Origin of the sequence: Jannaschia sp. R86511 (genome assembly GCF_042466345.1) — a bacterium.
Taxonomy (GTDB): domain Bacteria; phylum Actinomycetota; class Actinomycetes; order Actinomycetales; family JBBAYJ01; genus Aquipuribacter.
Map to the genome: position 1 here is coordinate 3880148 of NZ_JAXHCD010000001.1, position 16128 is coordinate 3896275.

17 protein-coding genes are annotated in these 16128 nt (G+C 73.2%); 12 read left to right on the top strand and 5 right to left on the bottom strand.

Features of this window, described 5'->3' with window-relative positions:
• The first annotated feature begins 46 nt into the window (after nucleotides 1–46).
• A protein-coding gene (locus SJY06_RS18090; protein WP_380168924.1) for an IS3 family transposase occupies nucleotides 47–1215 on the top strand; the annotation gives its coding sequence in 2 pieces (ribosomal slippage) (nucleotides 47–325 and nucleotides 328–1215; 1167 coding nt in all).
• A gap of 596 nt (nucleotides 1216–1811) precedes the next feature.
• Here the strand turns inward: SJY06_RS18090 and SJY06_RS18095 are convergent.
• Nucleotides 1812–1988: a hypothetical protein gene (locus tag SJY06_RS18095; protein ID WP_380168925.1), complete on the bottom strand. Its 177-nt coding sequence runs from the start codon at nucleotides 1986–1988 to the stop codon at nucleotides 1812–1814.
• A gap of 184 nt (nucleotides 1989–2172) precedes the next feature.
• Here SJY06_RS18095 and SJY06_RS18100 point away from each other — a divergent pair, with 184 nt between their 5' ends.
• Complete coding sequence (locus tag SJY06_RS18100; RefSeq protein ID WP_380168926.1) at nucleotides 2173–2748, top strand: hypothetical protein; 576 nt, start codon at nucleotides 2173–2175, stop codon at nucleotides 2746–2748.
• 39 nt (nucleotides 2749–2787) lie between these two features.
• Here the strand turns inward: SJY06_RS18100 and SJY06_RS18105 are convergent, their stop codons facing one another.
• Nucleotides 2788–3348 (bottom strand): hypothetical protein, encoded by a 561-nt coding sequence (locus SJY06_RS18105; protein ID WP_380168927.1) that lies wholly within the window; start codon nucleotides 3346–3348, stop codon nucleotides 2788–2790.
• A gap of 1 nt (nucleotide 3349) precedes the next feature.
• The gene (locus SJY06_RS18110) at nucleotides 3350–3547 is read right to left on the bottom strand and encodes a hypothetical protein (protein ID WP_380168928.1); all 198 of its coding nucleotides are present in this window, start codon (nucleotides 3545–3547) and stop codon (nucleotides 3350–3352) included.
• Between the two features lie 288 nt (nucleotides 3548–3835).
• On the opposite strand from SJY06_RS18110, the gene SJY06_RS18115 reads away from it, so the two are divergent.
• The 6 genes from SJY06_RS18115 (at nucleotide 3836) to SJY06_RS18140 (ending at nucleotide 9755) form a co-directional block, all read left to right on the top strand.
• A complete protein-coding gene (locus SJY06_RS18115) occupies nucleotides 3836–4078 on the top strand; it encodes a hypothetical protein (protein WP_380168929.1) in 243 nt (80 codons plus the stop codon).
• A 920-nt stretch (nucleotides 4079–4998) separates the two neighbouring features.
• Nucleotides 4999–5805, top strand: a complete 807-nt coding sequence (locus tag SJY06_RS18120) for a MerR family transcriptional regulator (protein WP_380168930.1) — start codon at nucleotides 4999–5001, stop codon at nucleotides 5803–5805.
• 200 nt (nucleotides 5806–6005) lie between these two features.
• Entirely contained in the window at nucleotides 6006–6845 is an 840-nt protein-coding gene (locus tag SJY06_RS18125) for a helix-turn-helix transcriptional regulator (protein WP_380168931.1), read from the top strand.
• Between the two features lie 333 nt (nucleotides 6846–7178).
• Complete coding sequence (locus SJY06_RS18130; RefSeq protein WP_380168932.1) at nucleotides 7179–8102, top strand: SDR family oxidoreductase; 924 nt, start codon at nucleotides 7179–7181, stop codon at nucleotides 8100–8102.
• A 142-nt stretch (nucleotides 8103–8244) separates the two neighbouring features.
• Nucleotides 8245–8640 (top strand): ArsR/SmtB family transcription factor, encoded by a 396-nt coding sequence (locus tag SJY06_RS18135; protein WP_380168933.1) that lies wholly within the window; start codon nucleotides 8245–8247, stop codon nucleotides 8638–8640.
• Nucleotides 8637–9755: a cation diffusion facilitator family transporter gene (locus SJY06_RS18140; RefSeq protein WP_380168934.1), complete on the top strand. Its 1119-nt coding sequence runs from the start codon at nucleotides 8637–8639 to the stop codon at nucleotides 9753–9755. Before SJY06_RS18135 ends, SJY06_RS18140 begins: the two co-directional genes overlap by 4 nt.
• Nucleotides 9756–9782: 27 nt before the next feature.
• Here the strand turns inward: SJY06_RS18140 and SJY06_RS18145 are convergent, their stop codons facing one another.
• Complete coding sequence (locus SJY06_RS18145) at nucleotides 9783–10793, bottom strand: DUF1080 domain-containing protein (RefSeq protein WP_380168935.1); 1011 nt, start codon at nucleotides 10791–10793, stop codon at nucleotides 9783–9785.
• An 84-nt stretch (nucleotides 10794–10877) separates the two neighbouring features.
• The gene (locus SJY06_RS18150; protein ID WP_380168936.1) at nucleotides 10878–12122 is read right to left on the bottom strand and encodes an aspartate aminotransferase family protein; all 1245 of its coding nucleotides are present in this window, start codon (nucleotides 12120–12122) and stop codon (nucleotides 10878–10880) included.
• Between the two features lie 166 nt (nucleotides 12123–12288).
• Here SJY06_RS18150 and SJY06_RS18155 point away from each other — a divergent pair, with 166 nt between their 5' ends.
• The 4 genes from SJY06_RS18155 to SJY06_RS18170 all read left to right on the top strand — a co-directional run bounded on the left by SJY06_RS18155 (nucleotide 12289) and on the right by SJY06_RS18170 (nucleotide 16109).
• Nucleotides 12289–13290, top strand: coding sequence for an NAD-dependent epimerase/dehydratase family protein (locus SJY06_RS18155; protein ID WP_380168937.1), 1002 nt, complete (start codon nucleotides 12289–12291; stop codon nucleotides 13288–13290).
• Nucleotides 13291–13360: 70 nt separating this feature from the next.
• Nucleotides 13361–13936 (top strand): hypothetical protein, encoded by a 576-nt coding sequence (locus SJY06_RS18160; RefSeq protein WP_380168938.1) that lies wholly within the window; start codon nucleotides 13361–13363, stop codon nucleotides 13934–13936.
• Nucleotides 13937–14271: 335 nt separating this feature from the next.
• A complete protein-coding gene (locus tag SJY06_RS18165) occupies nucleotides 14272–14868 on the top strand; it encodes a copper chaperone PCu(A)C (protein WP_380168939.1) in 597 nt (198 codons plus the stop codon).
• Nucleotides 14865–16109: a Dyp-type peroxidase gene (locus SJY06_RS18170; RefSeq protein ID WP_380168940.1), complete on the top strand. Its 1245-nt coding sequence runs from the start codon at nucleotides 14865–14867 to the stop codon at nucleotides 16107–16109. Before SJY06_RS18165 ends, SJY06_RS18170 begins: the two co-directional genes overlap by 4 nt.
• Nucleotides 16110–16128: the final 19 nt, after the last annotated feature.

Genomic DNA, 16128 nt, shown 5'->3' on the forward strand with positions numbered 1-16128 from the left:
CACCTGACCTGTGGCGCTGCTGGGCGCCGCTGGAAGGATCGTCACCGTGCCCAAGCCCCATCCCAAGGAGTTCCGCGACGACGTCGTGGCGGTCGCCCGCAAGGGCGAGGCCCCGCTGCAACAGATCGCCAAGGACTTCGGGATCTCCGACTCCTGCCTACGCAACTGGCTCCGCGCGGCCGAGGTCGAGGACGGCAACCGTCCCGGCCTGACCGCGACCGAGTCCGCGGAGCTGCGCGAGCTACGTCGCCGCAACCGGCTGCTGGAGCAGGAGAACGAGGTCCTGCGCCGAGCGGCGGCCTACCTGAGCCAGGCGAACCTGCCGGGAAAAGGCTCTTCCCGCTCGTGAGAGAGCTCGCCGTCGACGGCATCCCCGTCGCCCTCACGTGCCGGGTCCTGAACATCGCCCGACAGCCCTACTACCGCTGGCTCGCCGCGCCCATCACGCCCAGCGAGCTGGCAGAGGCGTACCTCGCCAACGCCTTGTTCGACGCCCACCGCGACGACCCCGAGTACGGCTACCGGTACCTGGCCTACGAAGCCCGCGACGCAGGCCAGGCCCGCTGCGACCGGACCATCTGGCGGGTCTGCCGCGACAACGGCTGGTGGTCGGCGTTCGGCAAGAAGCGCGGCACCAACGGCAAGAAGCCCGGCCCACCCGCCCACGACGACCTCGTCCAGCGCCAGTTCGTCGCCGCGGCACCGAACACGCTCTGGCTGACCGACATCACCGAGCACTGGACCGGCGAGGGCAAGCTCTACCTCTGCGCCATCAAGGACGTGTACTCGGGGCGAATCGTCGGCTACTCCATCAGCGACCGGATGAAGTCCCGCCTGGCCGTGGACGCCCTGAACAGCGCGGTCGCGCGCCGCGGCGGCGTCGACAGAGTGGCCGGCTGCATCGTCCACTCCGACCGAGGGTCGCAGTTCCGGTCGCGGCGATTCCTGGCCGAGCTACGCCACCACGACCTCGTTGGGTCGATGGGCCAGGTCGCCTCCGCTGGTGACAACGCGGCCATGGAGTCCTTCTTCGCCCTGCTGCAGAAGAACGTCCTCGACCGCCGCCGCTGGACCACCCGCGCCGAGCTCCGCATCGCGATCGTCACCTGGATCGAACGGACCTACCACCGCCGCCGACGACAAGCACGACTCGGCCGCCTGACCCCGATCGAGTACGAGACCATCAACGCCCCTCAGGTCGCACTCGCCGCCTAATGGGGACTCCTGACCGCTCGCCGGCCCCTCACTGCTGCGCATCAAGCCAATCCCCGGCACGCTGGCCATCGCCAACGGCTTGACCATACGAGCCCACAGCCATGGACGATCAGCCCCAGGCCAGGCAAGGCGGCCTCGTGCCAGATACGTGCCAGATGCACCCGCACACGACCGCACTGCGACGCCTGAGCACGCACAGGACCGGGCCCCTGACCTGCGACGCAGGCCCGATGGCGCACCCTTCAGCACACCCGCTGTCGGTTTCCTAATGCGGAACTCCGAGGACACCGGTTGCCATGATCACCGTGCGTGCAGGGGGCTCCAGCCGGCTCGCGGCGACAGGGCGCCCCACCGCCAGAATTCTGGCCCATGAGCGCCGGAGACCACGGACACCCTGTCCGCGGGTGCGTGCACCACTACCGCGACCCAGCAACGCGTTGACCCGTGAGCACCCGACCCAGACTTGGCCGGCGGGTCATCGGGTACGCGCCCCGGCGGGTCGTCGACCACGGCCCTGACGGAGCGCAGGCTGACCCGCTGGACGTCCACGCGGCCCTCGACTAGGAGCCGGCGCGCCTTGGTCGCCCGGGGCTCCCTCACGTGTCGGCCTGCACGGTCGCCGGGCCGAGGGGGACGGTGACGAGCTCGACGGCGGTGCGGTGGCTGCAACGGGTCAGCCGGGCGCACGTGCAGGACCAGCGCCCCTTCCGGTAGTTGACCAGGTGTCGGCCGGTGTCCCCGTCGACCATCGCCTCGATCCACCGGGGGTACACGTGGGGGACCTTGACCCGGCCAGCGGCGAGTAGACGGAGGGCTTTGGCGTCGAGCTCCGCGCGTGCGCGTGCGCCACGCGCGTTCAGTTGGCTGCGACCGGTCGCGCCGGTGTGTCCGCACGCGGACATCGGCAGTTGCCCGGAACCCCAGACGGCCTGCACCCGATCGGCCTACCGTCCGGGCATGACGATGAGCTCGCGACGGTTGTCCGTTGTTCTGGCCGGTCTCGCCTCGCTAGCGCTGACGGCGTGCGGGGCGTCAGACGCTCAAGTGGCCGCGCTCGCGGAGGCGTCGGCCTCTGTGAACGACGCCATGGCGGCCGTGGCGTCTGCTGAGGCGGAGGCTGACGAGGCGAGGGCGGAAGCCGACGATGCACGGGCGGAGCTCGAGGCGGAGGTGGAGCGAGCCGCGGAGGCTGACGCTCGCGAGGCTGCCGCGGCGGCGAGCGAAGAGGGTCGGTACGAGCTCACCACGTCGTGCGACTACATCCTGGACTTCGACAACGGGCACAGGTTCGTGGGGGACGCCTTCTTGACGTACTTGGGCACGACGCCCATCACGGTGGTGGTGACCGCTCAGTGGATGCAGTCCGGCGGCGAGCCGATCGTCGAGACGCAGGAGGTATCGCTGGCCGAGGGAGACGAGGATGTGCAGGTCCCGTTCTCGGTGGAGGCGACAAGCGGCGAGGTTGACGCGATCCAGGCCCTGCCCCGTGGGAACCAGTGCTCGGTCGACACGGACGGCACCGAGTCCCCCTGACCGGTGCTCGATTCGGAGCGCCGTCGTCTTACCACGTCGCTACGCGGGGCCTCGCTGCGACCAGCTGCGATGCTCGAGGTGCGGGCCGACGCAGGCGTCCAACTCCCCCTGCCAGTCGTCCCGGGCGGGGGGCACGCCTACCTCGATGGCCCACTGGACTGCGAACTCGAACGGGAGCCGTGGGACCGGCAGGTGGGCGTCGAGGCTCTTGCCGACCATGTCCTCGGGGCCGGCTAGACCGGCGTGCAGGTGGGGGTAGGTCACGGGGCTGCGTCCGCCGGGGTGCCAGTGGATGCGGAAGAGGTCGCTTCCCAGCAACGCCAGCCGGTACCGGTAGGCCACCGTGGTAATGCGCCATGGCCCGGTCGGTAGTTCTAGGTCTTTCACGAACCGGTAGTGCATCTGCGCCTCGAAGTGCCACCCGCCGGGGAAGGCGGCCCCTCGGAGCCCGTTGAGGCTCCAGGCATGCGGCTGCTCGTCGCTGCCGGGCGCTCGCCCGCCAGGGCTCACCGCGAGCGTGACCTGACCGAGGACGCCAGCTGCCCGCTGCAGGGGGTCTGCGAACGCTTTGAACGCCTCCGCTGGGGTCCTTCCGGGCACGTCAGCGAGCGAACGGCGCCAGCATGCGCAGTCGCACGACGTCCTCGCGGTCCGTCTCGTCGAAGTCGCCTCGGTCCAGGGCCTCGAGGAAGTCGACCCGCCCTATCCCGAGGGCGTCGCGAACCTGGGCCTCGAACTCAGCACGGGCCTCGTCCGCGTCCACCTCTTCGGTGGTCGCGTCGCACGTGGTGGTCGCCATCGTCGTCTCCTCGGGCCCGGGTCCTGCGTGAGGCTACGCCTTCGTAGCATCGTCTCGTGGGTACATCATGGATGTCGGCTCAGACAGTTGCCCCTTGAGGTGGCCGGCGTAGCAGTACCCGACCGGTTCGGTGGCGCTGGCCTGCGGTTTCGGTATCGGCTGGGCTGGGCTGGGCTGGACGAGCGCTAGTCAGAACCGGTTTGGTCAGCGGGTGATCACGAGTGTGCAAGCGACGCTCACTTCCGCCGAACTTCGGTCCCCGCCGCTGACTCGGTGCTTCACTTCAGCATGGACGACGACGGGACGGCCCGGCCCGACAGGCCATGGAAGGTCGACGAGACCACCAACCAGCCGCGTGGCGGGGGCCTGATGATCGTGTTCGGGCTGCTGCTGTGCCTCTGGGGTGGGGTGAACGTCATGGAGTACGGAAGCGGGATCAGCTATCTCGTGACCCTGCTAGGCATCGGCCTGCTCCTCAGCGGCATCACCGTGCGGAGCGTGCGCGGTTCGGCTATCCGTCAGCGTCACTGACTCGTCGGCCGCCCGGCGCACGGACTAGGACGGCGGGCGCCGCCGAGCCTGACCGCAGGCACGGGTCGTCCTGCGCCGACGCCAGGTCCCACCTGGCCTCAATCTGGCCTCACTTGGGCCGCAAAGGACCACTAGGGATCCCGGTCAATCACAGGTGTTTCCGCAGGTCAGCCGCTATGTGCCCCCTTCCGCCGGCACGCCAGCACGCTCTTCTAATCCGTAGGTTGCAGGTTCGAGTCCTGCCGGGGGCACCGAAGGGACTCCTGCTCACAGACCGTTGCGCTCGCTCCAGAGGCGCTGTCCGCGGGTGCCGGATCAGGTCTGGTCCGCACCTGGTCCGCATTGCGGCTGCGGACCGCGTCGCCGAGGCGCAGCGCGAGGTCGTCGAGGTCGCCTCGACGGGGCCCGCGCACGACCGCGGAGGCGTGCCCGACGATGCGCTCCCGGATCCTTGACCGCGCAGGTGCCCATGAGGCGCGTGTCACGCCGTCAGGGTTGGCACCGGTGGGGCCGGCCGGGGGTGAGGGACTACGGCGTGCTGCAGTCACGGGGTGCGTGACGCGACTCAGAGCTCTGGGCGCTCCTGGGTCAGGCCCGACCGGCCCGCTCCGGTCCTCACCGCCTGGGCCATCGCCGGGGTCGTCGCCGGCCGCCCACGGCACGGCAACCGGCCCAGCGGACGTCCAGCCACGCGGGCTCAGCCCGAAGACTCGCTGCCAGCAGGGGGATCCCTCTCGGGGTGTGGTTGCGGGTCGTGAGTGGCTGCGCCTACCGCCGACGCATGGATCTCCTCTGCTGGCTCGGGGTTCCACCTCGCATCAGAAGGGGTGTTGCAACGACCGACCGAGCCTGCCACCGCTCGTCGGGAACCCAGCCGGCTACGACCCGTCCTTGACCTTGACACCGTGGGAGCGTGTGACGTGGGCGTCGACATGTTGAGCATCGGGGAGCTGGCGCATCGCACGGGAGCCTCCCGGCGGATGCTTCGCCACTGGGAGGAGGTCGGGCTCCTGCGGCCGGCGCAGGTGGACGTGGTGACCGGCTACCGCTGGTACGACCTCAGTCAGACCGGTCGAGTCCACGCCATCACGGCTCTGCGAGCCGTCGGCTTCGGTCTCGAGTCGATCGCAGACCTCCTCAGCTCGGAGCTGTCCGAGCAGCGGCTGGTGGCGCTGCTGCACGCACGCGAGCGCGAACTGGAAGGCCTGATCTCCGAAGCCTCGGAACACCTCCATCAGGTGCGCCAGCGCCTGAGCTCACTAGAGGAAGGGCACCACGCGATCATGAGCACCCTCCAGCTCGGCCCGATCCCCGCCCTGCGACTGGCCGCACTGCGCAGTCGCGTCAACGACGAGTCCGAGATCGGCGCCGCCGTCAGCGACCTGCGCAGCGCTCTGGCTAGTCACCTCTCCGGGAGAGGCGGCCAGGGCACCGACGTCGTCATGGCCTACGACGGGGTCACCGACGCGGACTGCATCTGGGTGAGCGTCGGCGTCGACGCCGACGACGCCGGCCTTGCCGATGGTCTGGACCTGCTCACCCTGGCCGGTGCAGAGCGCGGAGCGACGGTGCGCTACGACAGCGCCCCACGCAGCGTCGGAGACGCGTGGATCACCCTCGATGCCCAGCTGGAGGAGCAGGGTCTGCGCACCCGAGGCGTCTACCGCCAGACGGTGACCGCCGCCGGAGAGGTGGTTCTGGAAGCCCCCGTGGTGGCCTTGGGGTGACGGTCGACGGGCGCAGGTGGGCCTCGTTTCCCGTCCTCGGATCGGGGGTGCGCCGCTGGCGTGGCCAGGCGCTCGGGACGCCCGTCCGGCCGAGATGGCCCGGGTAGCGCCGACCGGTACGAGAGGGGGATCGACGGGGCGTGGCTGCGCGGCCGCCGCAGCAGGTAGGAAGGCCGGATGACGACGAGGGGGACGAAGCCATGATCGACCGGGCGGGCCTGGCGGAGTTCCTCCGTCGACGGCGGGAGTCCCTGCAGCCGGAGGACGTCGGGATGCCTCGCGGCCAGCGCCGGCGCACCGAAGGCCTGCGCCGCGAGGAGGTGGCCGTCCTGTGCCACATCTCCACCGACTACTACGCGCGCATCGAGCGCCAGCGGGGACCCCACCCCTCGGAGCAGATGATCAGCTCGATCGCCCAGGGCCTGCACCTCACCCTGGACGAGCGCGACCACCTGTTCCGCCTCGCCGGTCACACCCCGCCGTCCCGCGGCTCGACCAGCGACCACATCAGCCCCGGCCTGCTGCGCATCCTCGACCGCCTCGAGGACACCCCTGCGGAGGTCGTCACCGAGCTCGGCGACACCCTGCGCCAGACCCGGATGGGGACGGCCCTGACCGGCGACACCACCCGGTTCACCGGTCCGGCCCGCAGCCGCGGCTACCGCTGGTTCACCGACCCGGAGGAACGGAGCCTGTGCTTCCCGGAGGACCGCCCGTTCATGTCGCGGATGTACGCCTCCGGCCTGCGGCAGGTCGCCACCGTACGAGGTCCGTCCTCGCGCGCCGCGCAGTACGCGGACCTGCTGCTGCAGCAGAGCGAGGAGTTCCGCGCCCTCTGGTCGGACCACGAGATCGGCGTCCGGCCGGAGACCTTGAAGCGCTTCGACCACCCCGAGGTGGGCACCCTGGAGCTGCACTGCCAACGCCTCAACGACCCCCAGCAGTCGCACTCCCTGCTCGTCTACACCGCGGTACCCGGCAGCGAGAGCCACGACAAGCTCCAGATGCTCGCCGTCATCGGCGACCAGACGGTGCGCTGACGCGGGCACACGTGCTCCGGGGCGGCGTCCCTCACCCACGTGGCCGTCGCCGGTCTCGCCGTCGCCCCCGTCTGCACCGGCGTCTCGACGGCGTCCGCACTGTTCAGCGGGGTGGGCGAGCAGATGTCTGACCGCTGCCTCGCCCGCCGGGGGTAACCAGGACCTCCCGGTCCCCGGCTGGCCACGCCCCGGACGAGGCCGGGTCGAGCACCGGGGACGAAAAGCAGGGCCTGGCGGTCCTCGGATCGGCAGGCCCTGGATGCGCTCGTCGCCGGGGCGCAACCTGGAGGTCCGCACGAGCCCACTGACCAGCGACCTCACGGAGAAGCGCTCATGGCAACCACCATCACGATCCCCGACCTGCGGGGACAGCTCACCCTGGTCACCGGTGCGAGCGACGGCATCGGCTTCGTCATCGCCTCACGCCTCGCCGAGGCCGGGGCAGAGGTGATCATGCCAGTGCGGTCCGCCGCGAAGGGCGACGCCGCCGCCGAGCGGATCCGGACGGCGACCGGCAACCCGGACGTCACCACCCGGGCCCTCGACCTCTCCTCGCTCGACTCCGTGGCCGCCCTCACGGCGGAGCTCGTCGCGGAGGGCCGTCCGCTCGACGTCCTCGTCAACAACGCCGGCGTCATGACCCCGCCGAGCCGACAGCTGACCAGCGACGGGTTCGAGCTGCAGCTCGGCACGAACCACCTGGGGCACTTCGCGCTCACCCTGGGCCTGCTCCCCCTGCTCCGGGCCGGACGAGGACGCGTCACCCACCAGACGAGCATCGCGGCGCGTCGGGGCGAGGTCCTGTGGGACGACCTCAACTCGCAGGCCGGCTACGACGGCATGAAGGCCTACAGGTCGTCCAAGATCGCGGTCGCCCTGTTCGCGCGGGAGCTCGGCGCCCGCAGCCGCCGGGAGGGCTGGGGCATCTCCAGCAACCTCGCCCACCCCGGCGTCTCGCCCACCAACCTGCTGAACGCGCAGCCCGGGATGGGCCGCGACCGCCAGACGGGCGGCCGCCGCGTCATCCGGCTGCTCTCGCGCCTCGGGATCACCGGCACACCGGAGTCCGCCGCGCTGCCCGCGCTCGTCGCCGCCACCGACCCCTCGGCCCAGGGCGACGAGTTCTACGGTCCTCGGCGGACCATGAGCGGCGGCCCCGCCCGGCAGCAGCCCTGGCCGCCGTTCGCCGGCACGACCGACGGCCGCAGGATCTGGGAGGTGTCCGAGGAGCTCGTCGGCGTCCGCTTCGCGGCCTGAACGACCTGCCCGTCGACAGGGGTCGCCACCCGACGTCCGGCGGTGGACGAACGTGGGCTCCCGCACAGGTCGGACCGCCTCGGCCAGGAACCACCGGGGCACCGGCCTTGCGCCAGGGCCCACCGAGGCCTACAACTCGCGTATGCGCGCAGACAGCAGCATCAGCACGCGGCCCCCTCCGGGGCTGGTCCGCGAGACCGCGCTGACGTTCTCGCTGCTGGCGGACGAGACCCGCCTGCAGCTGCTGTGGGCGCTGCTGGACGCCGAGCTGTCGGTGGGCGAGCTGGCCGAACGGGTGGGCAAGCCGGCTCCGGCCGTCTCGCAGCACCTGGCCCGGCTGCGCCTGGCCCGCGTCGTGGGCACCCGGCGCGAGGGGACGTTCGTGCACTACCGGCTCGAGGACGACCACGTCGCCCAGCTGCTGGTGGACGCGTTCCACCACGCGGAGCACGGCGCCCCCGGGCTGCCGGCGCACCACCGCGACGGCCGGGCGGACGACCGCGCCGCGGACCACCCCCCGCAGGACCCGACCGGATGACGGCCGACGGGACCCACGAGCACGACGCCCACGAGCACGAGACGCACGAGCACCCGACGCACGAGCACGGCCCGTCGCTACGAGCCCGCGTCAGGCGCGCCCTGGTGCCGCACGCGCACGACGCGAACGACGCCATCCGCACCGCCGAGGAGTCGTCACGGGACGGCATCCGCACCGCGTGGATCGGGCTGGCCGGGATGATGGCGACGGCGGCCGTGCAGGTGGCCATCGTCGCGGTCTCCGGGTCGATCGCGCTGCTGGCCGACACGATCCACAGCCTGGGTCACGCCGCGACCACGATCCCGCTCATCATCGCGTTCCGGCTCGGCCGCCGGGCCCCCACCGCGCGGTACCCCTACGGCTACCGCCGGGCCGAGGACCTGGTCGGGCTGTTCATCTCGCTGGTGATCGTGGCCACCGTCGTGCTCATCGTCTGGGAGTCCGTCGACGCCCTGGTCACCCCGCGCGAGCTGACCAACCTGGGCTGGGTGTTCGCCGCCGGGGTCGTCGGGTTCGTGGGCAACGAGGTGGTGGCGGTCTACCGGATCCGGACCGGGCGCCGGATCGGCTCGGCGGCCCTGGTGGCCGAGGGCCAGCACGCACGGGCGGACGGGTTCACGTCCGTGGCCGTGGTGCTGGGGGTGGTGGGCGTGTGGCTCGGCTTCGAGCGGGCCGACGCCGTCGCCGGGCTGCTCATCGCCCTGGCCATCGCCGGGATCCTCGTGAACTCCCTCGTGATCATCGTGCGGCGGCTGATGGACGGCATCGAGCCGGCGGTCCTGGACCGGATGCGAGCCGTCGCCGCGGCCGTGGACGGGGTGGTGCTGGTGAGCGAGGTGCGGGCCCGCTGGTCGGGGCACCGGATGGAGGGCGACGCCGAGATCGGGGTCGCGTCGGACCTGACCCTGCCGCAGGCTCACGAGCTGGCCGAGCTGGTGCAGCACGAGCTCATGCACGCCGTGCCCAACCTGGACCGCGTGACCGTCCACGTGCATCCCACTGTCGACCGCGCGGTGCCGCCGGAGCTGCACGAGCTGTCCGGCCACCACGCCTCGGTCGAGGCCCGCCAGGCCTACCTGGCCCGCACGACCGCGCCCGGACCGGAACCCGGCTGACCCCCGTGGTCGCGGTCAGTCCGGCGGTCAGTCCTGCGTGAGGTCGCGCACCCGGACGTCCCGGAAGCTGACGACGTCCGGCGCCGAGCCGTGCGCCTGCAGCCCGACGTACCCGACGAGTCCCCGGCTCTCCGAGCCCGGGTCCAGGGGACGGCCCGGGAACGGCACCCCCGGCACGTTCTCGTACTCGTTGATCACGACCCCGTTGCGGATCACCGTGTAGTGCTGGCCGACCACCCGGATCTCGAGGTCGTTCCAGACCCCCTTGGGCGTCGGGTTCGCCCGGTCGAGGCCGATGTCGGCGAAGCCGTAGACCGAGCCCGTCTTGCGCGGGTCGTTCGACCCGCCCTCGGGCGAGTCGTTGATCTGGATCTCGTGCCCGCAGTTGACGGCGATCCAGGACAGGTTGTTCTGCTCCTGGCCGTTGAACGTCGTGGGGCAGCCGGGGACCGGGCCGTCGAGGGCCGGGAAGCGCACCTGCACGCCGGAGTTGCCGCGCGCCTCGCCGGGGGCCTCGTCGCGGAACTGCAGCCGCATCGAGAAGTCGCCGAACTGCTCCGGGGTGTACCAGAGCGTGCCGAAGCCGCCGCCGGCCCCGACGCGGCTGCGCACCGTGCCGTCCTCGAGCCGGTCGAACCCGCCGTTGCCCGCGTAGTCCCAGTCGGCGAACGACTCGGCCGAGTCGTCGAGGATGGTCTCGTAGGCCGCGCTGCGCCCGACGTCGGACCGGCCGGCCGCCTGGGTCAGCCGGGTGCGCTCCCGCGGGGCCAGCACGTCGGCGGCCACCAGCTCGCGGGTGACCTCGACGACGTGGCGGACGAAGTCACCGTGCGTGGGCCAGGCGCTCTCGTCGTCGATCAGGTCGTTGACGCTGCACCCGCCGGCCAGCTCGTGGTCGGTCACCCCGGTGTCGACGTCCAGCAGCCACACGGTGGGCCGGGCGTCGCGGCCCTCGGCGCAGTCGGGCAGGGCCGAGCCCTGCGCGGGGGCGCCCAGCAGGGCCAGGGGCAGGGCGAGGGCGGCGACAGCGGCCCCCACCCAGGGCGTCGTACGAGACATGGCGGTTCCCCCGTGTGGTCGCTTCGTTGCGTTCTGCGACGGTAGGGACCGGTTCGTGCCGGGTCAAGGGCGCGCGACGGCTGCGGTCCGTGCGGCGCCGATGGCGGCGTCGAGCACGTCCAGGCCGGCGTGCAGCTCGTCCTCGCTGACCGTCAGCGGCGGCGCGATCCGGAAGATCCCTCCCATCCGCGGCAGCTGCACGATGTTGACGTGCAGGCCGCGCTGCAGGCACTCGCTCGTCACGGCCCGGCCCAGGTCGTCGGCGGGCGCCTTGCTGGCCTTGTCGAGCACGAGCTCCAGGCCCTGCAGCAGGCCCCGGCCGCGGACGTCGCCGACCACGTCGTGCCGCTCGCGCATGGCCTGCAGCCGCTCGCCCAGCTGCACCCCCAGGTCGGCGGCCCGCTGCACCAGCCCGTCGCGGGCCACGACGTCCAGCACGGTGGCGGCGACCGTCGCGGCCAGGGGGTCGTTGACGTGGGTGGTGAAGAACAGGAACCCCCGCTCGTGGCAGGCCTGCTCCACCGCGGCGCTGGTCACGACCGCGGCGACCGGCAGCCCGGCGCCGAGGGTCTTGGACAGCGTGAGGATGTCGGGGGTGACCCCGTCGCGCTCGAAGGCGTACATGTGCCCGGTGCGCCCGACGCCGGTCTGCGCCTCGTCCAGGACCAGCAGCATGCCGCGCTCCTCGCACAGCTGCTTGAGCCGGGCCAGGTAGCCCGGCGGCAGCTCGATGATCCCGCCGGAGGACAGGACGGGTTCGACGACGCAGGCGGCCAGCGCGCCGGTGGACTGCTGGTCCACGGAGTCGAAGCCGTGCTCGAGCTCGGCCAGCCAGTCGTGCGAGCCGTCGGCGGTGCGGAAGGGCGAGCGGTAGGCGTTCGGGGTCGGCAGGGTGAGGCTGCCCGGCATGGTCGGCCCGTGACCGCGTCGGCCGGCCGCGTAGGTCGCGGCGGCCGCACCGGAGGTCATGCCGTGCCAGGAGCGGTCGAAGGACACGACCTCGTAGCCGCCCGTGGCCAGCTTGGCCATCCGGATCGCGGCCTCGTTGGACTCCGCCCCGGTGCTCAGCAGCAGCACCTTGCTGAGCTCCGGCGGCAGCGTCGCGGTGAGCTTCGTGGCCAGGTCGACCACGGGCGGGCTGAGCATGCCGCTGTACAGGTGGTCGAGCGTGGCCACGGCCTGCGAGACGGCCCGGACCACGTCGGGGTGGGAGTGCCCGAGCACCGCGCTCATCTGCCCGGACGTGAAGTCGAGGATCGCGTTGCCGTCGCTGTCGTAGACGTAGCTGCCGGCCGCGCGCTCGATCACCCGCGGCGTCCACGCCGTCCCGTACCGGACCAGGTGCCGGTCCACGTCGTCCCAGAAACTCGGCCGGGCCTGTCGGTGCCATCCGTACCTCCGCGTGGGGGCGTGCTGGGACGAGGTGACTGTAGGTGCGGCCGCAGCCGCGGTGGGAGTGGGCCAGGCTGCACGCATGACCGACGTGCTGGTGCTGGGTGGGACGGCGTGGCTGGGCGCACGCGTGGCGGCGGCGTGGCGGGACCGGGGGGCGCAGGTGACCTGCCTGGCCCGCGGCTCGGCGCCCGTCCCGTCCGGCACCCGGCTCGTCCGCGCCGACCGCACCACCCCCGGCGCCTACGACGACGTCGTCGACCGGGACTGGGACGAGGTCGTCGAGGTGTCGTGGGCACCCCCGCTGGTGACCGGGGCACTCGCCGCGCTGGCGGACCGGGCCCGGCACTGGACCCTGGTGTCATCGGTGTCGGTGTACGCCGACCACACCGTCCCGGGGGCCGACGAGTCCGCGGCCCTGCTGCCCGCCGACGACCCCACGGACTACGGCCGGGCCAAGGTGGCGGCGGAGACCGCCTCCACCGCGGCCGTCGGCGGCCGGCTGCTGGTGGCGCGGGCCGGTCTGGTCGTCGGCCCCGGTGACGGCTCGGACCGGTTCGGCTACTGGGTCTCGCGCCTGGCCCTGGCTCGGCAGCAGGGCGACGGCCCGGTGCTCGTCCCCACGACGGCCGAGCGGTGGGCCCAGGTCGTCGACGTCGACGACCTGGCGGACTGGCTCGTCGCGGCCGGGGCGTCCGGCCTGACCGGCACGGTCGACGCCGTCGGCCCCCCGCAGCCGCTGCGGACGGTGCTGGAGACGGCCGCGACGGTCGCCGGCCACCGCGGCGAGCTGGTGGCAGCCCCCGACGACTGGCTTCGGGCCCACGACGTGGCCCACTGGGCGGGCCCCCGGTCCCTGCCGCTGTGGCTGCCGCCGGACCACGCCGCGATGGCCCGGCGCCGCGGCGAGGCCCTGCAGGCGTCGTTGGCCTCGCTGGGGCTCGCCCTGTCGCCGCTGACCGCGACCCTGGAGCGGACCCTGGCCGACGAGCGCCGGCGCGGCCTGGACCGCGAGCGCCGTTCCGGCCTGGCGCGCCAGGACGAGCTGGCGCTGCTGGCGGCGCTGGACCGGGACGACGGCTGACGGCGGACGCCGGGCCGGCGTCGTGCCCACAGCCCTCCCGCCGTGGGGCCCGCTGAAGTACGGTGAGCCCGTGCACCCGGACCAGCGCGCCGCCGCGGGACCGCTGCGCGCGGCCGTGGCCGCCGTGGCGGTGGTCGGCCTGGCCGGCGCCGGTCACCTGGCCGCGGGTGGCGCCACGCCGTCGCTGCGGGCGCTGCTGCTGGCCCTGCTGGTGGTGGCCCTGATGTGCACCGCGGTCGCGACCCGGCAGGTCTCCGCCCGGCGGCTGGCCGCCGTCGTCGGCGGTGGTCAGGTCGTGCTGCACCACGCGTTCGGCTGGGTGCCGGGCAGCCACGGCTCCGAGGCGGACGCCGTCCCCGCTGCGGTCGAGGCCGCCGGGCACGGGTCGCTCTGGTCGGACCCGACGATGCTGGCCGCGCACCTGCTGGCCACGGTCTGCACCGTGGCCCTGCTGCGCCGGGGCGAGGCCGCCCTGGTGGCGCTCGGCTCCTGGGCCGGCCCGCTGCGGCTCGTCCTGCTGACCGTGTCCCCCGTGGGACCGCCCCAGCCCCGGGCTGCGGCCGACGACCCGCTGCCGCTCGGCGACCCGCACCTCGCGACCGACCCCGTCCGGGGTCCGCCGCGGTCCTTCGCGCTCGCTGCCTGAGGCCGACGCGCACGACCGTCCCCGTCTGCTCACCGTGACCGGTGGGTGGTGCGGTCGGTCCTGACCTGTCGTCCCGCGGCGCCCCGCTGACCACCGCACCCGCGAGCCCTCGCCCCCCCGACCACCCGAACCGCCCGCAGGCGGACGGCGGGACGGACCGGGCGCGACCGTGCGGTCACCGGCCCCCTGCGAGCAGACGCCGGCGCGCCAGCCCGACCGCCCGGTCGGGGTGGCTGACGCCCCCTCGCCCGACCCGGTGCCCCGGGCGAGGCACCCGACCCACCCAAACCGACGGGCCACCGTGGCCCGCACCCGACCCGAAGGACACCTGTGCCATGAAGACGACGACGCCTCTGCTCGCCGCCGCCCTGCTCGCCGCCACCGCCCTCAGCGCCTGCGGGGACTCCGACGCCTCCTCCTCCGACGGCTCGACCGCCGCCGGCTCGACCGGCCTGCGCCTGGACGACGGCGTGGTCCGCGCCGCCGACTCCGGCATGACGGCCGCGTTCGGCACCCTGGTCAACGACGGCGACGAGGACGTCGTCGTCGTGTCGGCCACCTCCGACGTCGCCGAGGTGATGGAGCTGCACGAGGTGGTCGAGTCCGACGGCGCCATGGTCATGCAGGAGAAGGACGGCGGCTTCGTCGTCCCGGCCGGCGGCAGCCACCTGCTCGAGGCCGGCGGCGACCACGTGATGTTCATGGGCCTGACCGACGGCCTCGAGGCCGGCGAGACCGTCACCTGGACCCTGGAGCTCGAGGACGGCTCGGTCGTCGAGCTGAGCGCCCCGGTGCGCGACATCGCCGCGGGCGACGAGGAGTACATGGGCGACATGGAGATGGGTGACGACATGGACATGGAGTCCGGGGACACGGAGTCGATGGAGCCCGGGGACGCGGAGTCCGGGATGGACATGGGGTCCGACGGGTGAGCGGGCACCCGGTCAGCCGTCGGCACCTGGTCGGCGGCGGCCTCGCGGGCCTGGCCGGGCTGGGTGTGGCCGGCGCGGCCGGGGTCGCGGCCGGTCGGGCGCAGGACCGTCCGATCACGCCCGACGGCACCTCGCCCGGCAGCTACGGCCGACCCGGTCTGGACGAGGTCGTGGCCTTCGACGGCGCGCACCAGGCCGGCGTGGCCACGGCGCAGCAGCGTTCGGCCGCGTTCGTCGGGCTGGACCTGCGCGCGGACGTCGGCCGGGCGGAGCTGGTCAAGATGATGACGGTCGTCACCGGTGACGCCCGCCGCCTGACCGAGGGCCTGCCGGTCCTGGGGGCGGCGGACAGCGGGCTGGCCGCGGTGCCGGCGTCGCTGACGGTGACGGCCGGTTTCGGCCAGGGGCTGCTGCGGGCCGCCGGGCTGCAGCAGCAGGCCCCGCCGTGGCTGCGGGACCTGCCCGCCTTCGGGGTCGACCGGCTGGAGGAGCACTGGAGCGGGGCGGACCTGCTGCTGCAGGTCTGCGCGGACGACGACACCACGGTGACCAACGCGGTGCGGTCGCTCACCCGGGGGATCCGCGGCTTCGCCGACGTGCGGTGGGTCCAGCGCGGCTTCGCCCGGGCCACGTCGCTGGAGGCCGGGGAGTCCGTCGGGCACCGCAACCTGTTCGGGCAGGTGGACGGCACGGTCAACCCGCGGCAGGACACCGACGAGCTGGACCGGCTGGTCTGGGTCGACGACGGGCCGGACTGGCTGCGCGGCGGCACCGGGATGGTGCTGCGGCGCATCTGGATGGACCTCGACGACTGGGACCGCCTCGGCCGGGTCGAGCAGGAGCAGGCCGTGGGGCGGGGCCTTGCGGACGGCACACCGCTGGTGGCCGCGGCCGACGACCCGGACGAGGTCGACCTCGAGGCCCGCGAACCCAGCGGGCTGCAGTCGGTGCCGCCGTGGTCGCACGTGCGCCGCGCCCGGGGGGACGGCCCGCCCGGGCCGCAGTTCCTGCGTCGCAGCTACAACTACGACGACGGTCCGGGTGAGTCCGGTCGGCAGGACGCGGGGTCGCTGTTCGTCGTGTTCTGCGCCGACGTCGACGCGCAGTTCGTGCCCGTGCAGCGCCGGCTCGACGAGCTCGACCTGCTCAACGACTGGACGACCCCGGTGGGCAGCGTCGTGGTGGCGGTGCCGCCCGGGTGCGGTCCGGACGGGTTCCTGGGGCAGGAGCTGCTGGCGTGAGACGGACCCGCTGAGACCC

Coding starts and splice junctions, on each gene's coding strand:
- SJY06_RS18100 (WP_380168926.1), top strand. CDS start 2,173: ATGACGATGAGCTCGCGACGGTTGTCCGTTGTTCTGGCCGGTCTCGCC.
- SJY06_RS18110 (WP_380168928.1), bottom strand. CDS start 3,547: ATGGCGACCACCACGTGCGACGCGACCACCGAAGAGGTGGACGCGGAC.
- SJY06_RS18115 (WP_380168929.1), top strand. CDS start 3,836: ATGGACGACGACGGGACGGCCCGGCCCGACAGGCCATGGAAGGTCGAC.
- SJY06_RS18125 (WP_380168931.1), top strand. CDS start 6,006: ATGATCGACCGGGCGGGCCTGGCGGAGTTCCTCCGTCGACGGCGGGAG.
- SJY06_RS18130 (WP_380168932.1), top strand. CDS start 7,179: ATGGCAACCACCATCACGATCCCCGACCTGCGGGGACAGCTCACCCTG.
- SJY06_RS18135 (WP_380168933.1), top strand. CDS start 8,245: ATGCGCGCAGACAGCAGCATCAGCACGCGGCCCCCTCCGGGGCTGGTC.
- SJY06_RS18140 (WP_380168934.1), top strand. CDS start 8,637: ATGACGGCCGACGGGACCCACGAGCACGACGCCCACGAGCACGAGACG.
- SJY06_RS18155 (WP_380168937.1), top strand. CDS start 12,289: ATGACCGACGTGCTGGTGCTGGGTGGGACGGCGTGGCTGGGCGCACGC.
- SJY06_RS18165 (WP_380168939.1), top strand. CDS start 14,272: ATGAAGACGACGACGCCTCTGCTCGCCGCCGCCCTGCTCGCCGCCACC.